Annotated in this window: 24 protein-coding genes and 1 pseudogene; 6 read left to right on the forward strand and 19 right to left on the reverse strand. The window is 70.8% G+C overall.

What is annotated here, in order from left to right; genetic code table 11:
• Nucleotides 1–22: 22 nt before the first annotated feature.
• The 11 genes from LRS04_RS25205 to LRS04_RS25255 form a co-directional block, all read right to left on the reverse strand.
• Entirely contained in the window at nucleotides 23–673 is a 651-nt protein-coding gene (locus LRS04_RS25205; protein WP_257818817.1) for a chemotaxis protein CheX, read from the reverse strand.
• The gene (locus LRS04_RS25210) at nucleotides 670–1,050 is read right to left on the reverse strand and encodes a response regulator transcription factor (RefSeq protein WP_257818819.1); all 381 of its coding nucleotides are present in this window, start codon (nucleotides 1,048–1,050) and stop codon (nucleotides 670–672) included. The genes LRS04_RS25205 and LRS04_RS25210 overlap by 4 nt, the downstream gene beginning before the upstream one ends.
• On the reverse strand, nucleotides 1,047–1,370 hold the full coding sequence (locus LRS04_RS25215; protein WP_257818821.1) for a hypothetical protein: 324 nt from the start codon (nucleotides 1,368–1,370) through the stop codon (nucleotides 1,047–1,049). Before LRS04_RS25215 ends, LRS04_RS25210 begins: the two co-directional genes overlap by 4 nt.
• A complete protein-coding gene (locus LRS04_RS25220; protein ID WP_257818823.1) occupies nucleotides 1,367–3,304 on the reverse strand; it encodes a chemotaxis protein CheA in 1,938 nt (645 codons plus the stop codon). Before LRS04_RS25220 ends, LRS04_RS25215 begins: the two co-directional genes overlap by 4 nt.
• Complete coding sequence (locus LRS04_RS25225) at nucleotides 3,301–4,140, reverse strand: protein-glutamate O-methyltransferase CheR (RefSeq protein ID WP_257818824.1); 840 nt, start codon at nucleotides 4,138–4,140, stop codon at nucleotides 3,301–3,303. Before LRS04_RS25225 ends, LRS04_RS25220 begins: the two co-directional genes overlap by 4 nt.
• On the reverse strand, nucleotides 4,137–5,237 hold the full coding sequence (cheB, locus tag LRS04_RS25230; protein WP_257818825.1) for a chemotaxis-specific protein-glutamate methyltransferase CheB: 1,101 nt from the start codon (nucleotides 5,235–5,237) through the stop codon (nucleotides 4,137–4,139). Before cheB ends, LRS04_RS25225 begins: the two co-directional genes overlap by 4 nt.
• Nucleotides 5,234–6,661: a chemotaxis protein CheW gene (locus LRS04_RS25235; protein WP_257818827.1), complete on the reverse strand. Its 1,428-nt coding sequence runs from the start codon at nucleotides 6,659–6,661 to the stop codon at nucleotides 5,234–5,236. Before LRS04_RS25235 ends, cheB begins: the two co-directional genes overlap by 4 nt.
• Nucleotides 6,662–6,666: 5 nt before the next feature.
• On the reverse strand, nucleotides 6,667–7,296 hold the full coding sequence (locus LRS04_RS25240; protein ID WP_257818828.1) for a methyl-accepting chemotaxis protein: 630 nt from the start codon (nucleotides 7,294–7,296) through the stop codon (nucleotides 6,667–6,669).
• Nucleotides 7,293–7,790 (reverse strand): hypothetical protein, encoded by a 498-nt coding sequence (locus LRS04_RS25245; RefSeq protein WP_257818829.1) that lies wholly within the window; start codon nucleotides 7,788–7,790, stop codon nucleotides 7,293–7,295. The genes LRS04_RS25240 and LRS04_RS25245 overlap by 4 nt, the downstream gene beginning before the upstream one ends.
• Nucleotides 7,735–8,574, reverse strand: coding sequence for a methyl-accepting chemotaxis protein (locus tag LRS04_RS25250; protein WP_257818830.1), 840 nt, complete (start codon nucleotides 8,572–8,574; stop codon nucleotides 7,735–7,737). Before LRS04_RS25250 ends, LRS04_RS25245 begins: the two co-directional genes overlap by 56 nt.
• 173 nt (nucleotides 8,575–8,747) lie before the next feature.
• A complete protein-coding gene (locus LRS04_RS25255) occupies nucleotides 8,748–9,560 on the reverse strand; it encodes a transglutaminase family protein (RefSeq protein WP_257818831.1) in 813 nt (270 codons plus the stop codon).
• 124 nt (nucleotides 9,561–9,684) lie between these two features.
• Between LRS04_RS25255 and LRS04_RS25260 the strand changes: the two genes are divergently transcribed.
• Together LRS04_RS25260 and LRS04_RS25265 are read left to right on the forward strand one after the other, a co-directional pair.
• The gene (locus LRS04_RS25260; RefSeq protein WP_257818833.1) at nucleotides 9,685–10,677 is read left to right on the forward strand and encodes an NADP-dependent oxidoreductase; all 993 of its coding nucleotides are present in this window, start codon (nucleotides 9,685–9,687) and stop codon (nucleotides 10,675–10,677) included.
• Between the two features lie 5 nt (nucleotides 10,678–10,682).
• On the forward strand, nucleotides 10,683–11,180 hold the full coding sequence (locus LRS04_RS25265; RefSeq protein WP_257818834.1) for a DUF3237 domain-containing protein: 498 nt from the start codon (nucleotides 10,683–10,685) through the stop codon (nucleotides 11,178–11,180).
• Between the two features lie 16 nt (nucleotides 11,181–11,196).
• Here LRS04_RS25265 and LRS04_RS25270 read toward each other — a convergent pair whose 3' ends face one another.
• The 4 genes from LRS04_RS25270 to LRS04_RS25285 all read right to left on the reverse strand — a co-directional run bounded on the left by LRS04_RS25270 (nucleotide 11,197) and on the right by LRS04_RS25285 (nucleotide 13,830).
• Nucleotides 11,197–11,592 (reverse strand): MarR family winged helix-turn-helix transcriptional regulator, encoded by a 396-nt coding sequence (locus LRS04_RS25270; RefSeq protein WP_257818836.1) that lies wholly within the window; start codon nucleotides 11,590–11,592, stop codon nucleotides 11,197–11,199.
• 72 nt (nucleotides 11,593–11,664) lie between these two features.
• Entirely contained in the window at nucleotides 11,665–12,657 is a 993-nt protein-coding gene (locus LRS04_RS25275) for an ABC transporter substrate-binding protein (RefSeq protein ID WP_257818837.1), read from the reverse strand.
• Nucleotides 12,654–12,809 (reverse strand): hypothetical protein, encoded by a 156-nt coding sequence (locus LRS04_RS25280; protein WP_257818839.1) that lies wholly within the window; start codon nucleotides 12,807–12,809, stop codon nucleotides 12,654–12,656. The genes LRS04_RS25275 and LRS04_RS25280 overlap by 4 nt, the downstream gene beginning before the upstream one ends.
• Entirely contained in the window at nucleotides 12,778–13,830 is a 1,053-nt protein-coding gene (locus LRS04_RS25285) for a Gfo/Idh/MocA family protein (protein ID WP_257818840.1), read from the reverse strand. Before LRS04_RS25285 ends, LRS04_RS25280 begins: the two co-directional genes overlap by 32 nt.
• Nucleotides 13,831–13,923: 93 nt before the next feature.
• Between LRS04_RS25285 and LRS04_RS25290 the strand changes: the two genes are divergently transcribed.
• Together LRS04_RS25290 and LRS04_RS28580 are read left to right on the forward strand one after the other, a co-directional pair.
• Complete coding sequence (locus LRS04_RS25290) at nucleotides 13,924–15,201, forward strand: Rieske 2Fe-2S domain-containing protein (protein ID WP_257818841.1); 1,278 nt, start codon at nucleotides 13,924–13,926, stop codon at nucleotides 15,199–15,201.
• A gap of 196 nt (nucleotides 15,202–15,397) precedes the next feature.
• Nucleotides 15,398–15,733, forward strand: a complete 336-nt coding sequence (locus LRS04_RS28580) for a MarR family winged helix-turn-helix transcriptional regulator (RefSeq protein WP_374577332.1) — start codon at nucleotides 15,398–15,400, stop codon at nucleotides 15,731–15,733.
• 4 nt (nucleotides 15,734–15,737) lie between these two features.
• On the opposite strand, the gene LRS04_RS28585 is transcribed toward LRS04_RS28580, so the two are convergent.
• Nucleotides 15,738–15,965 carry a hypothetical protein gene (locus tag LRS04_RS28585; RefSeq protein WP_374577035.1) on the reverse strand — a complete coding sequence of 76 codons (228 nt, stop codon included), beginning with the start codon at nucleotides 15,963–15,965 and terminating at the stop codon, nucleotides 15,738–15,740.
• 1,009 nt (nucleotides 15,966–16,974) lie between these two features.
• On the opposite strand from LRS04_RS28585, the pseudogene LRS04_RS25300 reads away from it, so the two are divergent.
• Nucleotides 16,975–18,604 (forward strand): annotated as a pseudogene (locus LRS04_RS25300) (long-chain-fatty-acid--CoA ligase).
• Nucleotides 18,605–18,606: 2 nt separating this feature from the next.
• Here the strand turns inward: LRS04_RS25300 and LRS04_RS25305 are convergent.
• Entirely contained in the window at nucleotides 18,607–19,194 is a 588-nt protein-coding gene (locus LRS04_RS25305) for an NADPH-dependent FMN reductase (RefSeq protein WP_257818843.1), read from the reverse strand.
• A gap of 15 nt (nucleotides 19,195–19,209) precedes the next feature.
• Nucleotides 19,210–19,689, reverse strand: coding sequence for a MarR family winged helix-turn-helix transcriptional regulator (locus LRS04_RS25310; protein WP_257818844.1), 480 nt, complete (start codon nucleotides 19,687–19,689; stop codon nucleotides 19,210–19,212).
• Nucleotides 19,690–19,798: 109 nt separating this feature from the next.
• On the opposite strand from LRS04_RS25310, the gene LRS04_RS25315 reads away from it, so the two are divergent.
• Complete coding sequence (locus LRS04_RS25315) at nucleotides 19,799–20,848, forward strand: hypothetical protein (RefSeq protein ID WP_257818846.1); 1,050 nt, start codon at nucleotides 19,799–19,801, stop codon at nucleotides 20,846–20,848.
• Nucleotides 20,849–20,863: 15 nt separating this feature from the next.
• On the opposite strand, the gene LRS04_RS25320 is transcribed toward LRS04_RS25315, so the two are convergent.
• On the reverse strand, nucleotides 20,864–21,145 hold the full coding sequence (locus LRS04_RS25320) for a GFA family protein (protein WP_257818848.1): 282 nt from the start codon (nucleotides 21,143–21,145) through the stop codon (nucleotides 20,864–20,866).
• Between the last annotated feature and the right edge of the window lie 183 nt (nucleotides 21,146–21,328).

Below are 21,328 nucleotides of genomic sequence, written 5' to 3' on the forward strand. Positions count from 1 at the left end.
GTCATGCGGCCCCGCCAAGCGCTCAGACCTCCGCCGCCGCGGACGGGCCGACCACGCGGGCGATGAACTCGGCGATCAGGGTCTTCAGGGAGTCCAGCGAGGACAGATCCATGAGCACGGCGATGTAGCCGCGGATGTCCCGCTCGCTGATGGCGAAGTTGATGTAGAGGAACAGGACCACGCCGTCGGCAGTCGCCGCCTCGTCCAGTTGGAAGAGCCGCGCGCCCTCGCCGCGCATGACGCCGGGCAGCGACATCTCCAGCGGCCGCTGGAGCATGTTGGCCATGGTGGCGAGACAGTTGTTGAGCACCACATTGCCCGTCTCCGCCAGCGCCTCGTCCTCGAACTCGCGCATGTCGGCGTCGCTCAGCTCGCCGCCCGTCACCGCCTGGACCAGGGCCATGCTGTTGGCCTCGGGAAAGATCAGCAGGGCGCGGCCGGCGAAGGCGCCGTCGAAGTCCTGGCGCACCGCCACCAGGCCGCCGGTTTCGCGCTCGGCCATCAGGTTGACGGCGTCGGCCCGGCCGACCACCTCAACCGAAGGGACCGACAGGAACACCTGGCGACCGACCATCTGGCGCAGGCTGGCGGCGGCGCGGCTGACGCAGATGTTCACCAGCTCGGTGAGGGCGTCGACCTCGAGCTCGCTGAGATAGATCCGGCCTTCGGTCATTTCCCGGCCTGACGCAGCTTGAGCGCCGCGCCGGAGAGGAAGCCTCGGAGACTGTCCTCGGTGATCGGCTTGGGCACAAAGGTCGCGCCGGCCGCGCGGGCCCGGCCGATGACCTCGTCCTGAACGTTGGCGGTGGCGAGCGCGATCGGCATCTCGGGAGAGCGAGCGCGCAGTTCCTCCGCCAGTTCCAGCCCATTGCGGCCCGGCATGTTGAAATCAAGCACCACCACATCGACTTGGTGGGCTTCCAGCACCGCCAGGGCCTCGTCGGCGTTGCCGGCTTCGAGGCGGGTCCACTCAGGCTGCAGAGCGGCCACGGCCTTGCCGACCACGATGCGGGCCAGCTTGCTGTCGTCAACGATGAGGACAGTCGTCAAATCCGAACTCCTTCAATCCTTTCGCTCCCGGGGGCGGAAGGGGCTGCTTCCTTATCGCCCACAAGGGCGCTTGTCGTCATGTGGGCGTCGCCGGCGAGCGCCGGCAAGAGATGGTCTCGCAGGAACGCCTCGTCGGGCGCGCCGCGCAGCTGGGGGCGCCAGGCCAGCAACACCTGGACGACGGCGGCGTGCAACCCCTGGCAGCGCGAGAGATCGACGACGCCGGCGCCGGCGCCCAGGTGCCCGGCCAGCACCTCGGCTTCCTCGACCCGGCAGACGCCTTCCAGCCAGGCGATGTTGTCCTCCCGACGAACGGTCATCCGATCAGCTCCGGGATGTCGAGGACCATCAGAACGCGGCCATCGCCCAACAGGCTGCTGCCGAGCACCCCCGGGACGCGGGCGAGCACGCCGGCCAGCGGGCGGAGCGGCGCTTCGATACGGTCGCCGAAGGCGTCCACGCTGACGGCGGCGAGCTCGTCGCCGGAGCGGATGATCATCACCTTCAGGTCACGCTCGGCCGGGTCCGGCCCGGGCATCGCCAGCAGCCCCGCGAGGGACAGCAGGGGCACCGGGCGGTCGCGCCAGACGAGCGCTCGCCCCGCGCGGACGGGCGTCAGGCTGCCGGGCGCCACCTGGGTCGCCTCGACGACGCTCTCCAGCGGCACGCCGAATGTCTCGCCGGCGGCCTCCACCATCATGAGACGCGCCAGCCTCACCCGAACCGGGAGGCGAAGGACGAAGCGCGTCCCGCGCTCCCGTATGGTGTGAACGCTCACCTCCCCGCCCAGGGCGGCGGTGCGGGCGCGGACCGCATCCAGGCCCACGCCCCGTCCCGAAAGCTCGGTGACCGACGCCGCCGTCGAGAAGCCCGGCCGGAAGATCAGGTCCGCGGCGAGATCGTCCGACATGGCGGCCAGGGCTTCGGCCGAGGCCAGTCCCCGGCGAACCGCGGTGGACCTGACACGGGCGATGTCGAGGCCGCGACCGTCGTCGGCGAGCTCGATGACGATCTGGTCGCCCGCCGGCATGGCGGAGAGCCTGAGGAGCGCCGGAACCGGCTTGCCCGCCGCGCGCCGCTCGGCGGTGGGCTCGATCCCATGGTCGATGGCGTTGCGGATGAGGTGCAGCAGCGGCTCGTGGAGTCCGTCGGCAATGGCCTTGTCGACCTCCGCGCCCTCGCCCGAAAGGACCAGGTCCACGGACTTGCCGAGACTGGCCGCGAGCTGCCGCACGATGGGCGGGAATCGCCGGAACAGGGGCGCGAGCGGGACAAGGCGCATCCGGCCGATGGTCTCGTGCAGCCGCGCGATGCGCCGGTCGAGGTCCGCCTGGGCTGCGGCGAGGCTGCGCGCCAGGCCGGGCGGCGACGTCGCGGCGGCCTGCGCGAGCAGTTGGGTGAGCGCGTTCTTGGCGACCACGAGGTCGTCCGCGCTGGCGGCGAGCGCGTCGACGCGTGCGGCGTCGACCCGCAGCGATCGCGCCTGCGGCTCGGTCCCGGACCGTGCGGCGAGGGGCGGCTCGCCTTGGGAAACCCGCTCGGCCGGCTCGGCGAACGCCACCTGGTCCGCGACGAAGCGGAAGGCGGCCTGCAGGGCCGTGAGCGGAGCGGCGCTGAGGCCGCTCAGTACGAGATTGCAGGTGAACGGATCATAGGCCGGGTCGGGCTCCGGCGGCGTCCGGCTGTCGAGGCGCAGGTGGACGAGGCCGGGGACGGTGGCGACCACGGCGACCGGATCGTCCCCCGAGAAGTAGACGCCCGCATTCGGGGTGTAACGGAAGGCGATCAGCGGGCCCGCAACGCCCGGCGCCTCGCGCCGCAACGCTTCCGCCCAGTCGGCGGTGGGCGCGCGGTCGGGGGCCGCCGCGGCGGCGTCCATGGCCCCGAGCCGCGCGACGAGGGCCGAGCTCTCTACGGCGGCGTCGCCGGGCAGTTCGCCGCTCGCGGCGATGGCCTCCACCCAGAGCTCGGCCTGTTCAACGGCCGCCGCCAGCGCGCCGACGAGGCCAGGGTCGATCTGGCGCGCGCCCTGCCGCACCTCGCTCAGCCGGTCTTCGGCGGCATGGAAGGCCTGCTCCAGCGCCGTGAAGCCGATCAGTCCGCCCGAACCCTTCAGCGTATGGGTCGCCCGGAACAGCCCTTCCAGGGCGGCGGTGTCGTCGGGCCCTCGCTCCAGGGCCAGCAGGTCGTCCGCCGCCTGGTCCAGGAGCTCCCTCGCCTCCTCGACGAAGGCGGCCAGCAGGTCGTCGCTCATGCGTCGTCCTCCGGACGCTGGTAGACGACCGCGTCCTTGAACCGCCGCACTTTGAACCGCTCGGAAATGCGCGTCATCGACTCTGTGTGGCCAAGGCAGATGAAGCCGCCGGGCTGCAGGGCCGTGTAGAGATTGTCGACCGCACGGGCGCGCGCCGCGTCGTCGAAGTAGATCAGCACATTGCGGCAGAAGATCACCTCGAACCGGCCGTGCGCGGCGAGCGTCGAGCTTTCCATCAGGTTGGCCGACGAGAAGGTGACGGACTCCCTCAGATCCTGGATGATCTCCCGTTCCCCGTTGACCGCCGGCTCGAAGTACCGTTGCGCGACATCCTGGGGCAGCCGCGCCAGCGCGCGTTCGCCGTAGCGCCCCAGGCGGGCCTGGGCGAGCGCGGCGGCGTCGATGTCCGAGCCGGCGATCTCCACATGATAAGCGTCGACCATCGGCCAGTTCTCGAGCAGCCAGATGGCGATGGAGTAGGCTTCCTCCCCGGTCGAACAGGGCAGCGACCAGATGCGGACCTTGTCGCCGGGCCCCTTGTGGCGGACGATCTCCGGCAGCAGGTTCTGCGACAGGCAGCGGAGCTGATGCTCCTCCCGGTAGAAATAGGTCTCGTTGACGGTGAAGGCGCTGATGAAGGCCGCCAGCTCGGCCGGGTCGGCGCGGAGCCGGGCGAGGTAGCCGCTGAAGGCCGGTTCGTTCGCCGCCGCCATGCGGTCGGCCACCCGCCGCTCGACGTAGTAGCGCTTGCTCTCGCCGTAGACCATTCCGGTGCGGTCGTAGAGATAGCGGCAGATCCGCTCCAGGTCGGCCGGCGTGAGGGCGGTCTCGCTCATCGGGGCGCCGCCAGGAGGGCCGCGGAGATCTCCTCGAGCGGGGCGACCACCGTGGCGCCGCCCGCCCGCACCAACTCGCCGGGCATGCCCCAGACGACCGCCGTCTCCTCCGATTCGGCGCAGGTCCAGCCGCCGTCGGCCCGGAGCTGCGCCATCGCCCGCGCGCCGTCCGACCCCATCCCGGTCATCAGGACGCCGGCCAGCTGCTGGGCCGGCAGCACGCCGCGCGCGCTCTCCATCAGGCGTTCGACGCTCGGATGCCAACGATGGTCGGGGTGGGCCGGGGCCGACAGCGCGAAGATGCCCTCCGCGCGCCGCACCAGGATCATGTCGGCGTCGCCACGGGCGATGTAGACCTTGCCCGGCTCGACGCGCGTCGGCGCCGTCACCTCGGTCACCTCCAGCGCGCAGAGGCCATCGAGCCGCCGCGCCAGCGGCCCCGTGAAGGCGCGCGGCATATGCTGGGCGACGAGGATCGGCCAGGGGAAGTCGGCCGGCAGCGGCGCGAGCAGCGCGTCGAGCGCAGGCGGCCCGCCTGTCGAACAGCCCACCACGACCAGGCCGGCTTCCGACGACGTCGCCGGCCCAGCGACGCCCAGCCGGGCCGGCCGCCGACTGGTGCGGGCCCGGTCGCGCGGCCGCGGCTCCACGGCCGCGGCCAGACTGCTGCGGACCCGCTCGGCCAGCCGGTGGGTCCGCCGGATCCGGGCGCGCGCGGCGGTGCGCACCGTCTCCAGGAGCAGCGGTCCGAAGGCTTCGATCTCCAGCGACATGGCCCGGGACGGCTTGGCGACCACGTCGACCGCGCCGAGCGCCAGAGCCTCCACGGTCTCGGCGGCGCCTTCCGCTGTGAGCGAGGACAGCATGACCACGGGGGTGGGTCGTTCCACCATGATCCGATCCAGGCAGGCCAGCCCGTTGAGCCTCGGCATCTGCACGTCGAGCGTGATCACGTGGGGCTCGAAGGACTTCAGCATCTCGAGCGCCTCGACGCCGTCGCGCGCGAAGGCGACCTCGAAGTCTCCGGCCGCCCGGAACACTTCGGCCAGCAGACGTCGGACCAGCGGCGAGTCGTCGACGACCAGGATGCGGATCACGGGCCGGCCGACGCCTCGCGCACGAGGTCGGCGATCAGGTCGGCCTCCGCCCGCTCCAGCAGGGCCTGCGGATCGACCACCAGCAAGACGCGCCCCTTGTCGTCAAGCCGGACCACGCGATCGAACACCTGGCCGGAACCGGCGAGCTCGGGCGCCTTTCCCAGAAGTTCCTCGCGGACCTCCAGGATTTCGGTCACGGCGTCGACCGCGAAACCGGCGACAAGGTCGCCCAGGCGGCAGACCACGACCCGGGGCCGGCCGGCCGGCGCCGCCGCTTCGACGCCGAACCGCTGGCGCTGGGCGATGACCGGGATCACCGCGCCGCGGAGCGCCATAACCCCCAGCACATAGGCCGGCGCCCTCGGCAGACGCGAGAGCGTATCGGGCATGGGGGCGACTTCCTCCACCTGCTCGATCGGCAGGCCGTAGGCCTCGTCGCCAAGGGTGAAGATCAGGAGCTTGCGCACGGCGGTCGGCACGGCGCCCTCGGTCGTCGCTTCCATGGCCTTGGCCCTCCGACCGTCTTCCAGGATCTGCGCCACGCTCGCTTCGCGGAACAGCCGCTCGGGCGTCAGCACCGAAACCAGCCGCCCGCCGGGCAGGCGCAGCATGGAGTCGACCTGAGCTTCGCCGGCCGCGCGGTTCAGGACCCGAGGCACCGGGCCGAGCGCGTCCGGCGGCGCGCGCAGGATGGAGGTCAGGCGGTCCACGACGAGGCCGATAAGCGCGTCGCCCAGCACCGCCACGATCACCCGTGAGCCCGGGCCAGGCGGCTGCGGCGGCAGGCCGAGCAGGACGGCCGTGGACACCAGCGGCAACAGCGCCCCGCGCAGGGTCGTGACGCCGAGCATCGCCCCGTCGGTCCGCGGCAGCGCCGAGATCTCCGGCGGGAGGGCCAGCACCTCGCGCGCCTGTTCCAGTGGCAGGGCATAGGGTTGGCCCGCCAGTTCGAAGCCGAGCAGAGCCAGCTCCGCGGCGGCGCTCGACGCCTCTGGCGCGGCGCCGCCCTGGCCGCCGCCCGTCCGGGCGCGCGACCGGCTCAGGCCGGCGAACGCCGCCTCCAGCATCGTATCGAGCGCCAGAATCCGAGCCTCGCCCTCGTCGGTGAGCAGCAGGGCGCCAGGCTCGGCATAGCCGTCGGCGAGTCCCGTCACCTCATCCACCGCCAGACCCAGCGGCGGCGTGCCGCTCAGCACCACGAGCCGGCGACCGGCGGCGTCCCCGCCTGGGACGTCGAGAAGGGAGTCCAGCGCCACCACCGGCAGCACCTGGCCGCGCAGGCTGGTCACGCCCGCCACCGCCGCCGGAGCGTGGGGCACTCGCGTCACCGGGGGCGGACGCACCACCTCCGTCACGTCGGCCGCGGCCACCGCCAGGCGCCGGTCGCCGACGCGGAAGGTGAGGAGCGCCCGGTCGGGCGACATCTCCCTCAAGCCTCTTCTGTCTGCAGGGCGTCGGCGAGTTCCGCGATCTCTTCGATGGCGCCGGCGAGATCCTCCGCGCCGCGCGCCTGCTGCCGAGCGGCAGCGGCGCATTGGGCCGCCGCGCCGCCGGCTTGCTCCGCGGCCGAGGCGATCTGCTGCATCCCGGCCGCGACCTCGCCCGACGAACGGGTGATCGCGCCAGACGCCGTCACCGTCTCGTCGGCGGCGCCGCGCACGACGTCCACCTCCTGAACGACGGTGGCGAGCCGCTCGCCGATCGCGGCATTCTTCGCCACCTCCGCCTCCATCGCCAGGGCGCCCTGGTCGAGGTCCCGCCGCACGGCGGCGATCTGGGACTGCAGCGCGCGGACCACGTCCTTCACCCGGTCGGCGTTCTCCGCGGATCTGCGCGCGAGCGTCCTGATGTCGCCCGAGACGGTGGCGAAGCCGAGGCCCGCCTCGCCCGCCCTCGCCGCCTCCACGGCCCCGGAGACCGCCAGCATGGTCGTCTGAACCGCGATCAGGGAAATCGCGTCCACCAGCTTGTCGATCCGGTGGCCGGCGTCTTCGAGCGACGCCGCCCGGGCGGAGCCGTCACGGGTGTCCTGCAGGGCTGCGCCGACCCCGTCGATCATAGCCGCGATTGCGGAGCGGCCCTCGTCCAATCCCCGCTGAACGGCGTCCACGCCCTCGAGCGCGTGCGTCGCCGCCTCGCGGGTTCTGGCCGCCGATCGCTCGATCTGGGCCATGGCGGCGCTGGCCTGCTGGGTCGCGGCAGCCTGGCCCTGGGCGCCCGGCTGATCTGGTCGATGGCGACCAGGATCTCTGCGGCGGCCGAAGAGAGCTCCTGCACCGCGGCCGACAACTCCTCCGCCGCGGCCGCGACCTCGACGCTGCGGACCCGGTTCTGGCCTTCGTCCTGCAGGGCCTCGGCCATCTCGGCGAGCACATGGGCCGTGCGATCGCTCTCCTCCAGCGCGCCCGCCTGCTGCTGAACGGCGCGCTGGGCCTCGGCGGCGGCGGCGGACTGCTCCTCCGCGGCGCTGGAGATGGTCTCCGCGCCCCGTTGCGCCTCACGGGCCGCGCCGTCGGCCTCGACCGCAGCGAGGGAGGATGTCCTGCGCCCCATCGACCAGGGCCGCCATACGGGTGCGGATGCCGATCAGCGTCTCGGAAACGGCAGCGCCGGCCGCGGATCCGGCGGCAGCGCGCGTGGCCGCGTCGCGGATCGTCTGGGCGAGCAGGCGCACGTCCTGAAGGATCTCGCCGGCCAAGACGCCCACATCGCGCGAGCGGCGTTCGGCCGTTTCGGCGAGCGCGCGAACCTCGTCCGCCACGACGGCGAAGCCGCGCCCATGGTCGCCGGCGCGGGCGGCTTCCAGGGCGGCGTTCAGCGCCAGCAGGCTGGTCTGGTCGGACATGTCGGCGACCGCCGCGGTGATCTCGCCGATCGCGGCGGCCTGCGCTTCGAGCGCGGCGACGACCTCGACCGAGGCGAGCTGCCGCTCGGCGTTGGCCTTCACGGCGGCGACGGACGCGTCCGCCTGAGCGACGGTCTCCGTGACAAGGGTCTGCAGGGTCTCGATACGGCGGCGCGACTCGTCGGCCCGCTCGCGGGCCTGGGCGAAACCCGCGGCCAGCGCGCCGACCGCGATCAGCGATCCATGGCTCGCCTTGGCGGCCTCTTCGGCGGCGCTGGAAATCTGTTCCAGGGCGCGCCGCAGTTCCTCGGCGGCGGAGGCCGACTGGGCGATGCCGCTGGCCAGTTCCTGGGTCGCGGCGCCGATGCGCTCGGCGGCGGTGTTTGCGCGGACATGCCGGACGCGCTTGCGGGGCGCAGGCGGCGCAGGCGCAGGCGCAGGCGCAGGTTTCGGCGGCTCCGCGGCCTCAGGCCGCCCGACCTTCTTGGCCAAGGTTGAACGCTTCACCAGCGCCATTACACGATCCCCCGCGTCCCCCGACGCCGCTGAATGGAGCCCGCGACGGCGCGCGGTCCAAGGTCCGCGCAACAAGCCCCTCAAGTTCGGGAAACTCAAGCTCCGCCGTAAAGTTCCCCGCTCGTCACGAATTCAGGCGGCGCTCCGGCTCAGGCGGTCTTACTGACCCCGCCCGCCTCCGCGATCGCGAACGCCTGGGCGACGAGCCGCGCCGTGCCGAAGACGCTCATGAAGGCGATGTCCGCCGCATCGCGCCCGGCGGCGACCCGGACCAGCCCACTGACCGGCGCCTTTCCCGTCGGGTCGACGAGCCACCACCGGTCGCCCAGGTAGACCTCGGCGACGGCGTGCAGGTCGGGCGGCTCCAGCCTCCAGGCATAGGCGCTGACGGCGCGGGCCGGGATGTCGCTGGCCCGGCAGATCGAGATCGCCAGGTGGGCGAAGTCCCGGCACACCCCCGCCCGGTCGACAAAGGTGTCGAGCGCCGTTGTGCCGGAGTTGCTGACGCCAGGCTGGTAGTCCAGATGCCGCCCGATCCAGTCCACCATCGCGGCCACCCGGGCGCCGCCCGAGAGGGTCCCGAACTCGCGCGCGGCGAAGCGCTCGAAGCGGTCCGATGGGCAGAACCGGCTGGGTCGCAGATAGGCCAGGGCGTCATGCGGCAGGTCGCGGATCGCCACCTGCCCGGCGTCCTGGTAGGCGCCATCCTCGCGCTGCACGTCGACCGTCGCCGCGTACTGGATGCGGACGCGTCCGGCGGTGTCGAGAACGGCCCGCCGCTCGCCGGCCCCGTCGTCGTCCAATCGCGCGACCGCCGCGTCGGGATCGATGGTGAGCGTTTCGCTGACAACCAACTGGTCCGGCCCCTGGGCGGCCTCGATCAGCAGCAGCGTCTCGCACCGGATCGGGAAGTCGTAGGTCAGGTCCGCGAGGATGTCGAAGCGCATGCTGAGCCAACGCACCGGACTGGCCGCCGATCCCTGCGGTCACAGAGATGAGGCGGCGAACCGACGGCCCGAGCGAACCCGCCTCTAGCTATCCGCCGAAATGGCGATACTTTGATATCTAACGAATTGGAGGGAGCCCGTGCGCAAGACCGTTGTCCGGCTGAGGGCCCGCCCCTCCGGCCTGCCGCAGGCAAGCGACTGGGACATCCGCCAGGAGGAGGTCGCGGCGCCGAGCGACGGCGAGGTCCTGGTCGCGGTCCGCTATGTCTCGGTCTCGCCCTCGCTGCGCAACCAGATGGAGGCCGGCGGCGCCTATCTGCCGCCGCTGCAGCTTGGCGACACGCCGCGGGCCCGGGCGGTCGGCGAGGTGCTGGAAAGCCGCTCTCCGGACTACGCCCCCGGCGACCATGTGGAGGGCCTGCTGGGCGTCCAGAGTCACTTCACCGGCCCCACGACCACGCTGATGAAGGTCGATCCCGCGGTCGCGCCCCTGCCCCGCTACCTCGGGGCGCTCGGCATGACCGGCTTTACCGCCTATTTCGGCCTGCTGGATATCGGGCAGCCGAAGCCGGGCGAGACGGTCGTGGTCTCCGCGGCGGCGGGGGCGGTGGGCAGCATCGCCGGCCAGATCGCCAGGGTGAAAGGGTGCCGCGTCATCGGCATCGCCGGCGGGCCCGAGAAGTGCGCCCACGTGGTCCGCGACCTGGGCTTCGACGACTGCATCGACTATCGCGACGGCCGGCTGAGCGAGCGGCTGGCCCAGGCCGCGCCCAAGGGCGTCGACGTCTTCTTCGACAACGTCGGCGGCGAGGTGCTGGACGAGGTGCTGCTGCATCTCGCCTTCAAGGCGCGGATCCCGCTCTGCGGCGGGATCGCCCATTACAACGCCGTGGGCCAGTTCGGCCTGAAGAACCACCTGAAGCTCCTCGAGACACGCGGCCGGATGGAGGGCTTCTCGGTCTACGACTACGGCCCCCGCCACCTCGAAGCCCGCGACGCGCTGGCGGCCTGGCTGGCCGACGGCTCGATCGTCACGCACGAGCATGTCGAGGACGGGCTGGTGCGGTTTCCCGAGGTTCTGAGGCTGCTGTTCGGCGGCGGCCAGGTTGGCAAACTCATGGTGAGGGTCTGAAGAGGATGAGCGAGTTGGATTTCGGCGGCCGGAGCCTGAAGAGCGAGCCCCTGTGCGTCGCCGCGTTCGAGGTGGGGGACATCATGGCGCTCGGGCCCTCGCCGTTCCGCAACCGGCGTGTGGGCTATGTGACCGGCGGCCGGTTCGAGGGCCCGCGCCTGACCGGCGACATCCTGCCGGGCGGCGGCAACTGGCCTGAGAGCGGGACCGCTGTGGACGGGGCGGCGCTGGGGACCTTCGACGCCCGCTCCGTCTGGAGGACCGACGACGGGGCGGTGATCTATGTGACCTACACCGGCCGCAGCGTGGTGCCGGCCGACGTCGGCGCGGCGTTCCGCGACCCGGCCAAGCCGGAAGTGGACCCCAGCCGCTATTCGATCCGCGTGGCCTTCGTCTTCGAGACCGGGGACCCGCGCTACGACTGGCTGAACGGCCTGCTGGCGGTGGGTTGCGGCGAGCGGGTCGAGGGCGGCGTCCGTCACTACATCCACGCCATCGGCTGACCGCTTCCGGAGCCGGCTATTCCGAGGGCTCCGCCGACAGGCGCCGCGCCTCGGCGGCCAGGTTGTCGGCCACCTTCTGGAGCACCGCCAGGCAGGTCGCGAGGTCCGCCTCCGACACCCCAGCGGCCGCGACGCGGTTGATTCCGATCGCGATCGGGATGAGCTCGTGCTCCAGCGCCCGGGCGCGCGGGGTCAGGGAAACGTTGATCTTGCGCCGGTCGTCGGCATTGCGGACGCGCTTGATCAGGCCCAGCCGGTCCATGGCCGACAGCACGGTCACGGCGGTCGGCTCGGTGACGTTGGTGAGCTGCGCCAGCCGCTTCTGGGTGACGCCGTCCTCGGTCCAGAGCGCCCTCAGGAAGTACCAGAAGCCGCTGGAGAAGCCCTCGCGGGCGAGGCGCGCGTTCAGCACACGGTCGAACGCGCGATGGCAGCGGCGGACCTGGAAGCCGAGGCTCCGGTCGGGGGGGGAGCATCGTCTCCATCAGATCTTGAACGTCTCGAAGGTTTCCGGGGCGAAGAGCTCGTCGGGCTGCAGGCGCCGCGACGAGAGGCCCTGCTCGTAGTGGTAGCGCAGAAAGGTGTCCAGCACGCTGCGGTTACGCGCGAAGCCGTAGGGCCACCAGTCGTCGCCCAGCTCGGCGCGGGCTTCCTCCACCGCGGCGACCTGCCAGGGCAGCATGGTCGTGTGCGCCGAGGTGACGGCGAGGTTGTCGTAGGTGATCGCCTGCGCCGCGCTGAACGCCTTGAACAGCGACTGGGCGATCCAGCGGTTGGCCTCGTAGACCTCCCGGCGGATCGCGACCACGTGCATGATCGGGAAGATGCCGGTTCGCCGGAAGTAGGCCTTCTCCACCTCGACGAAGTTCGGGAACAGGCGCTTCACGTCGTCAGGGCGGGAATAGAAGGTCGAGGGCGTGCGGGCGGTATGCAGCGCGTCGATTTCGCCGTCCGCGAGCATCTGGGCCAGCGTCTGTTCCGGCCCGATGGGCGTGACCTTGAACTTCGGCGGAAGGTTCAGCTTCAGCTTCTCGTCGCGCCCGGGCTCCTCCTCGCCGCCGGTGAAGTAGTGCTGGCCGGCCGGGTCGACGCCATACTCGTCGGCGAGGATGCCGCGGATCCAGACCGGCGCGGTCATCTGGTACTCCGGCACCCCGAAGCGCTTGCCGGCGAGGTCCGCCGGTTCGCGGATGCCACTCTTCGCCGAGACGAAGATGCAGGAGTGGCGGAAGAACCGCGACGGGAACACCGGGATGGCGATGAACGCCGGGTTCTCCCGCGTCAGCGAGACGCAGTAGGACGACAGCGACATCTCGGCCACGTCGAACTCCCGGTTCCGCAGCATCCGGAAGAAGGTCTCCTCCACGTGCAGCGGCAGGAAGTTGAGGTCGATGCCTTCCGGCTGGACGCGGCCGTCGGCGAGCGCCCGCGTGCGGTCGTAGTCCCAGCAGGCCAGGGTCAGCCGGAGTTTGCTCATGTCGCGTTCCAGGTTTCGGTGATGTCGATCTCGCGGCCTTCGGCGGCCGAGCGGAGGATGGCGAGGCAGACGGCGAGGTTCTCCGCCCCCCAGGCGCCGGAATGCAGTGGCGGGCGGCCCTCAACGACGGCGGCCCAGAGCTCGTCGATCACGCCGTGCCGCGTCGCCGGCCCCACCGGGACCTCGACGGTGCGACGCTCTGTCGGACCGTAGACCTCGACGCCGGTGGCCGTGAGCCGCAGGTCGCCGCGCTCGCAGGCGACAATGGCCAGGCCGAAATGTTCGTGGCCCACGGGCCGGGCGCGCGCCCGGCGCGGTCCCATAGGCCCGGGCGGCCTTCAGCTCCTCCTCCGGCACGCTCTGCAGGCGCCGGCGCGCGACCGCATAGGCCGCAGGATCCTTCGCGACGCCCGTCTCGCCCACCCAGCCCATCAGGGCGTCGGTGTCGTAGCGGCCGTAGCCGGAATAGGTCAGGGCCGCCGACCCGCCGCCCTCGAAGGTCAGGAAGGCCTGGTACGCGCCCTCGGTCGGCCGCGCCGGGTCCCAGGCGCCCACGGTGGCCCGGACGCTCCGCACGGGCGCGTCCATCAGCCGCCGGACCACGTCAACCTGGTGCGCCGCCTGGCTGAACACCACGCCGCCGCCCTGGGCGGTCTCCAGCTCGGCCGGCCGCCGTGGCCGATAGAGAAAGTCGGTGAAGGTGGTGAGCGTGACCATCCGCGGCCGCCCGAGCTCGCCGGACGCGATCAGGTCGGCGGCGGCGGCCACCGGCGGGTCGAAGCCGTGGCTCGGCCCCACCACGAGGGCCACGCCCGCCGCCTCGGCCGCCTGCGTCATCGCCCGGCAGTCGGCGACGCTGAGCGCCATCGGCTTCTCGACCAGCACGGCGAGGCCCTGCCTCGCCGCGGCGATCGCCAGCTCCGCGTGGCTCTCATGAGGGGTGGCGATGTAGACCGCGTTCAGGCCGCCTGAGCGATAGAGCGCGTCCGCGGTGTCGAAGGCCGCAACACCGAACTCCGATTCGAACGCGGCGCGGGCTTCCGCGCGCGGGTCCGCCGCGCCGGCCACGACCACGCGCGGGTCGGCGACCAGGGTTGGCCGGGTCAGGTCGAACCCGCGGCTCAGACCCACCACGCCGAGACGGAGCACACGCCCGGACATACGCTGCGGCAACCCCCCTCAACCCTTCGTGGCGCCGGCCGCTGGACAGCGGCCACGTCCCTCCATAAAATACTTCGATATCTAAGTCTTTTGCAATGAGAGCCGATGAGACCCGCCGACAACGAACTTCTCTGCCGGGTGGAGGGCGAGGCCCCGATGGGCCGGGTCATGCGCCAGCACTGGCTGCCCGCCTGCATGAGCGAGGAAGTGGCCGAGGCCGACGGGACACCGGTGAAGGCCCGTCTGCTGGGCATCGACCTGGTGGTGTTCCGCGACACCAAGGGACGCGTCGGCGTGCTGGACGAGAAGTGCCCGCACCGTGGGGCCTCCCTGGTCTTCGGCCGGAATGAGAACTGCGGCCTGCGCTGCCTCTACCACGGCTGGAAGTTCGGGGTGGAGGGCGAGATCCAGGAGATGGCGTCCGAGCCGCCCGGCAGCCGGATGATGAACCTGAAGCACCGCGCCTATCCCGTTGAGGAGTCGGCAGGCTTCGTCTGGGTCTGGATGGGCGATCCCGAGGCCGTCGCGCCCTTCGAGACGCCGTCCTGGGCGCCGACCTCCACCGGAACGATCTCCATCGTGAAGATGCACGCGGCCTGCAACTGGGCCCAGGTGCTGGAGGGCTCGATCGACAGCGCCCACTCCTCCAGCCTGCACTCCACCAACATGCCGACCGCCGAGGTCGAGGGCTCCACGGCCACCGAGACCGCCTGGCTGCGTCCGTCGAACGACAAGGCGCCGAAGCTGGAGGTGGAGGCCACGGACTTCGGCTTCCACTACGCCGCGATCCGCCGGCCCATCCGAGATCCGGAGACCCACGTCTACATCCGCACGACGGTGTTCATCGCGCCCTTCACGGTGCTGATCCCGCCGAATGACCAGTACAACCTCGCCCAGATGCTGGTGCCGATCGATGATGTGAACTGCATGTTCTACTGGATCGCCTGGCACCCCACGAAGGGCATCGGCCAGGACGCCTGGCGGAAGTTCTGCGGGGCGGAGGTCGGCCCCGACCTGAACCCCGACTTCACCAAGAAGCGGAACCTCGCCAACCGCTACGAGCAGGACCGCGCGGCCATGAAGGCCGGCGACTTCACCGGCATCACCGGCATCCCGACCCAGGACATGGCCATGTGGGAGAGCATGGGGCCGATCGCCGACCGCAGCGAGGACCACCTCGGCTCGTCGGACGCCGCGATCATCCAGTTCCGCCGCCAGATGGTGGCCGCCGCCAAGGCCTGCGCGGCCGGCGAACCGGCGATCGGAACCCGCAGCGCCACGCCGCGCGTCGACCTGGCCTCCTTCGAGGGCGTGGTGCCGAAGACCGCCGACTGGCGGGGCTTCACGACCCGTGCCCGCGTGGCCAACGCCGCCGCCGAATAGGGCCGCTTTGACAACGGCGGCCAAGCACCCCACCAAGGCTCGGGGGACGGGAGGCTTGGCCGACGTGACGGCGGACGACGATATCCGGCATCTGCTGCTGTCGCTGCTCCAGGGCTTCTACTGGTGCGACGAGAGTCTTCAGAACTATCTGCGGACCCGCGGCTGGCCGTCGGTGACGCGGCCGCAGTCCATGGTGATGGCCAATGTCGCGCTGGGCGTCCGCAGGCCGTCCGACATCGCGCGCCGCCTGGGCGTCAGCCGCCAGGCGATCCACGCCACGATCATCCAGATGGCGAAGCTCGGCATCGTCGAACTCGCCAACGACCCGACCAACCGGCGCGTGAAGGTGGTCGCCCTCACCGCTCAGGGCGAGGCCATGCGGGCCGACGCGCAGAAGGCCATGGTGCTGATGGGCGAGGCGCTCTTCGAACGCTTCGGCAGGGCGCAGGTCCTGAAGACCGCCCATCTCCTGGGCGAGGACTGGGGGCCGCCGCTGACCTTCGGCCCGCCTGAGCCGAAGGCCGGCGGCTGAACCGCTAGCGCTTGGCGGCGACCCAGTCGGCCAGCAGGTCGGCGGCCGTGTCGCGCTCCTGGCGGCTGTCCTCGAAATAGTGGAGCCCTTGATCAGCTCGAGCTGCTTGTCGGTCGAGCCGATGTTGTCGAAGATCTTCCGGGCGTCGCTCGGGAACACCCCGGTGTCGGCCAGCCCCTGCACCACCAGGCTCGGCAGCGTGAACTTGGCGAGCTGCTCGGCGCCCTGGCACTTCGAGGTTTCCAGGCTCCACATGGAGAGCCAGGTCTTCAGGTTGTTCGCGCGGCCGATCGAGGGCGTGCGGTTCGCCACCGCCGGATGGCCGCGGTAGCACATGGGCGTCTGGCGCTCGGACGGATCGATGGAGCCGTCCATCATCCGCAGGTCGCCCCAGCAGCGGAACAGCGGGAACAGGCGGTCCGGGATGCCGGCGTCGTTCAGGCGCTTCAGCTCCGCCTTCGCCCAGTCGGTGATCCGCTGGTTGCGGGCCCGCTGGGCCGCGCGGTAGCGGGCGATGAACTCTTCCGAGTAGGGCGGGCCGTTGTCCGGGTTGAAGGGGTTCAGGCTCTCGTCGGTGGCCACCGGATCGAACTCGTCGACCACAGAGGCGTCCATCCAGTCGGTCAGCACCTCGGGCCGGCCCTGGTGGGCGTTGAAGGAGACGTAGAGCTCGGCCTTGGGAAGCGTGTTCAGGGCCTCGAGGCCCGGGCCGGTCAGCAGGTCGCCGAGCGTCGGCTGGATCGCCTCGGCCAGGTAGGCGCCCATCAGCGACCCGCCGCCCGAGTTGCCGAGGATGACGATGGTCTCGACGCCCCGCTCGCGGAGCCAGCGCATGCCCACCCCGATGTCGATGACCGCGTGCTCCAGCAGGAACTGGTCCTCGGCGCCGCGATAGCGGGTGTTCCAGCCCAGGAAGCCGTAGCCCCGCGCGGCGAGGTAGGGCGCGATGTAGTGCTCGGAAAAGTCGACGTTGTAGTGCGTGGCGATGAAGGCGGTCTTGGGCTTCTGGCCCTTCGGCGTCGTATAGATGCCCTGGCAGGGATGGCCCCCGGCCTGGATGCGCGGCGCGGTCGGGGGAGACCACACCGATGAACTCGCGGTCCACCTTCGCCATCAGGTCGCTGTCGTCGATCACGCTCGCTCTCCCCATTCCTCGACGCCGTTTGCCGGCGTATCGACACTTCGTAATCTAAGTATTATGCCCACTTCATAGGCCACGTGAGGGAAAGGACGCAAGCCGGATGCGCGCGCTGATGCAGGAGTGGTCGCTGACCCTGGACAAGCTGCTGGACCACGCCGCCCGCTGGCACGGCGAACGCGAGATCGTGACGCGCTCCGTGGAAGGCCCGGTCACCCGCAGCACCTGGGCCGACATCCACCGGCGCGCCAAACAGGTCTCCCACGGGCTCCTGGAACTCGGCGTGAAGCCGGGCGACCGGGTCGCCACCATGGGCTGGAACTCCGACCGCCACCTGGAGGCCTGGTACGGCGCCGTGGGCATCGGCGCGGTGCTCCACACCCTGAACCCGCGGCTCTTCCTCGAGCAGATCGCCTATATCGCCAATCACGCCGGCGACGAGATCCTGCTGGCCGATCCCGCGTGCGCGCCGCTGCTGGAGGAGCTGCTTCCCCAGTGCCCGACGATCCGGAAGGTGATCTTCCTCAGCGAGGAGGTCCCACCCGCCTCGTTCGCCGCCGAGGCCTTTGAGCCCTGGCTCGCCGGGCGGCCCACGGACACGCCCTGGGGGCGGCTTCGACGAAAACGCGGCGGCGGGCCTCTGCTACACCTCGGGCACCACCGGCAATCCCAAGGGCGTGCTCTACGGACACCGGTCCAACTACCTGCACGCCATGATGACGCTGCAGCCCGACGCCCTGAACCTGTCGGCGCGCGACACCATCCTGCTGATCGTGCCGATGTACCACGCCAACGCCTGGGGGGTGATGTACTCGGCCCCGCTGGTCGGCGCGAAGCTGGTGCTGCCGGGCCAGAAGCTGGACGGCGCCTCCCTGCACGAGCTGATCGAGACCGAGGGCGTCACCTACTCAGCCGGCGTGCCGACCATCTGGCAGATGCTGCTGGCGCACCTGAAGGAGACCAAGGGGAAGCTGACGACCCTCCAGCGGGTCACGGTCGGAGGCTCGGCCTGCCCGGAATCGATCATCCGTACGCTGCACGATGACTACGGCGTGGACGTGATCCAGGGCTGGGGCATGACCGAGACCTCGCCCCTGGCGACGATATCGGTCCCCAAGCGTCCGGGCCTCAGCTTCGAGGACTCCATCCCCGGCAAGCTCAAGCAGGGCCGCCTGCTGGGCAATCTCGACCTGAAGCTGGTGGACGACGCGGGGAAGCGCCTACCGCACGACGGCAAGACCTTTGGCCGCCTGATGATCAAGGGACCGACCATCGCCAGCGCCTACTACGGCTCACCGCCCGGTTCGGCGCTCGACGAGGAAGGCTTCTTCGACACCGGCGACGTGGCGACGATCGACGCCGACGGCGACATGCAGATCACCGATCGGGCCAAGGACGTCATCAAGTCCGGCGGCGAATGGATCAGCTCGATCGACGTGGAGAACATCGCCGTCGGCCACCCGAAGGCGGCGCTCTGCGCGGTGCTGGGCGTCGTGCATCCGAAGTGGGACGAGCGGCCAGTGCTGCTGGTCCAGCTTGAGCCTGGCCAGGCGGCGGACAAGCAGGAGTTCCTGGACTTCCTGGATGGCAAGATCGCCCGCTGGTGGATGCCGGACGACGTGGTCTTCGTGGAGCAAATCCCCCTCGGGCCCACCGGCAAGATCGACAAGAAGCTGCTACGCCAGACGCTGACGGGCTACCAGCTCCCCTTCGATCCGAACCTCAAGCGCTGACCCTAGCTGGTCGGGGGCTGGAGCTTTTCGGCGAGCTCGATCACGCGGGCGACCGTCATACCCAGGATCTGGGCCGGCAGCGGTTCCTTGAGCGCGCCCGTCTCGTCGAAGGCGTTCTGGGCGAAGGGGATCAGCACCTGCTCGGTCGCCACCACCGTCTGGATGGTGCCCAGGATCTGGCGCAGCTGCAGCACCCCGCGCAGGCCGCCGAAGGGACTGATCGAGGCGGCCATCACCCCGGCCACCTTCCCGCGGAAGGCCGAGAGCGTCACCATCGTCTCGCCGTCGGTCGGACGCGACGCCCAGTCGATGGCGTTCTTGAGCAGCGAGGTCACCGAGCCGTTGTGCTCCGGCGTGGCGATCAGGAAGCCGTGGTGGGCGCGCATCAGCGCCTTCAGCTCCCGCGCCGCGTCGGGGAACGCCTGCGCCTCCAGGTCGCCGTCGTAGATCGGCAGGTCGAAGTCCGACAGCCGGATGGCCGTCACCTCGGCGCCGCGGCTCTCGGCCTCCCGCACCGCGAGGTCCAGCAGGGCCTGGTTCAGCGAGCCTGTGCGGGTCGAGCCTGAGAAGGCGAGCAGTCGGACTGTCATCCGTTTTCCCTGTTTTCAGACGGCGCTGTCGGTCGGAAACTCGTCGACCGCGGCGGGGGAGAGATTGCGGCCGACCTGAGCCAGCGCCCGGCGCAGCACCTCGATCTCGGCCTCGGTGAGCCCGGCCAGCGCGATACGATTCACCTCGGCGACCGCCGGCATCAGCACCGCCTCCAGCGCCTTGGCCTCGGGCGTCAGATAGACGTGCATCTTGCGCCGGTCGTCGGTCTGCTTGCGTCGCTCCACGAAGCCGCTGCGCTCCAGGCTCTTCAGCGCGATCACCGTGGTCGGCTCGCGCATCCCGACCCGTCGGGACAGCTCGCGCTGGGTCAGGCCGTCTTCGCGCCATAGCACGCGCAGGAAGCGCCACTGCCCGCTCGAGACGCCGTGCGGCGCGGTGCGTTCCTCCAGCGCCCGCGAGAAGGCGCGGAAGGCGATGCGGGTGAGATAGCCGATCGAGTTGTTGGGATCGGCGTAGAACCGAGTGTCCTTCATCGTAGCGACTTTTCCATCCCCGCCCCGGCGCCGCAATCGCATGCGTTGACAGCTTCCGCGCCCGTTCCTACGGAATACATAGAATTCTAATCAATTTGGAAAGACCCGGATGTCGATCCTCGGCCTGCCCCTCCTGCCCACCACCATCGTCGGCAGCTATCCCCAACCGGACTGGCTGATCGACCGCGAGGGGCTGAAGTCGCGCCTGCCGCCCCGGGTCCGGGCCAAGGAGCTGTGGCGCATTCCCGAGGGCCTGCTTGCCGACGCGCAGGAGGCCGCAACCCTCGTGGCGATCAGCGACCAGAAGCTGGCCGGCATCGACATCGTCGGCGACGGCGAGATGCGCCGCGAGAGCTATTCCAACCGCCTGGCCACCGCGCTGTCTGGCATCGAAACCGATCCCCCGGGCATGGCCATGGACCGCACCGGGGCCATGAACCCTGTCCCGCGCGTCGCCGGCCCGATTCGCCGGACCGGCCCGATCGAGTCCCAGGACGCCGCCTTCCTGAAGGGCCGCGCCGGCGTGCCGGTGAAGATCACCATCCCGGGTCCCTTCACCATGACCCAGCAGGCGCAGAACGATCACTATCCGGACGACCGGTCGCTGGCCCTCGACTACGCCGACGCGGTCAACGCCGAGGCCCGCGACCTGTTCGCCGCCGGGGTCGACATCGTCCAGCTCGACGAGCCCTACCTCCAGGCCAAGGCCGACCAGGCGCGGTCGTTCGCCATCGAGGCGATCAACCGGGCGGTGAAGGGGCTGCCCGGCCTGACCGCGCTGCACATCTGCTTCGGCTACGCCCACGTCCACAAGGGCGCGTCCAAGCCCGGCGGCTACGCCTTCCTCGAGGAGCTGGAGGCCTCGGACGTGGACATCATCTCCATCGAGGCGGCCCAGCCGAAGCTCGACCCGTCGATCCTTCGCGAACTGCCGTCCAAGCACATCATGTACGGCGTGATCGACATGAACGACCCGAATGTGGAGACCGCGGAGACCGTGGCCGCCCGCATCCGCGAGGCCCTGCCCTACATCGACGCCGAGCGCCTGATCGTCGCCCCCGACTGCGGGATGAAGTACATCAGCCGGGAGGTCGCCTTCGGCAAGCTGAAGGCCATGGCCGACGGCGCGGCCATCGTCCGCAGGGAGCTCGGCGGCTAGGCCCAGGCGCGCCCGTCAGCCCGGATATCGCTCGAACGCTGGCAGCCCGTGCGCCGTGGCCATCCAGCTGATGCGCTCGGCGACCTGGATGTGCGCCGTGGGCTGGAGGGCGGCGGGATCGTCCAGCGTCGCCGTTTGCACGTCGATCAGGCCCGGGAAGACGGCCTCATTCGTGTAGAACAGGCCCGTACCGCAGGCTTCGCAGAAATGGCGCCGGCCGTGTTCGGACGACGCGTAGATCCGCGTCGCGCCATCGATCTTCATCTGGTCGGCGGGGACCATGGCCCACGCGACCATGGGCCCCCGAGGCGCGCCGGCAATCGGTGCAGTGGCACAGCGCGTGGTGGATCGTCTCCGCGGGCATTTCATAGGTGACCGCCCCGCAGTGGCATCGTCCGGCGAGCATCGGCTAATCCCTCTTTCGGTTGCTTTCCGGATGAGATTAGCACCGGGCCTGCTGCCAGCGCTGTGGCGGCAATC

The sequence above is a fragment of the Phenylobacterium sp. J367 genome (assembly GCF_024699985.1).
GTDB lineage: Bacteria > Pseudomonadota > Alphaproteobacteria > Caulobacterales > Caulobacteraceae > Phenylobacterium.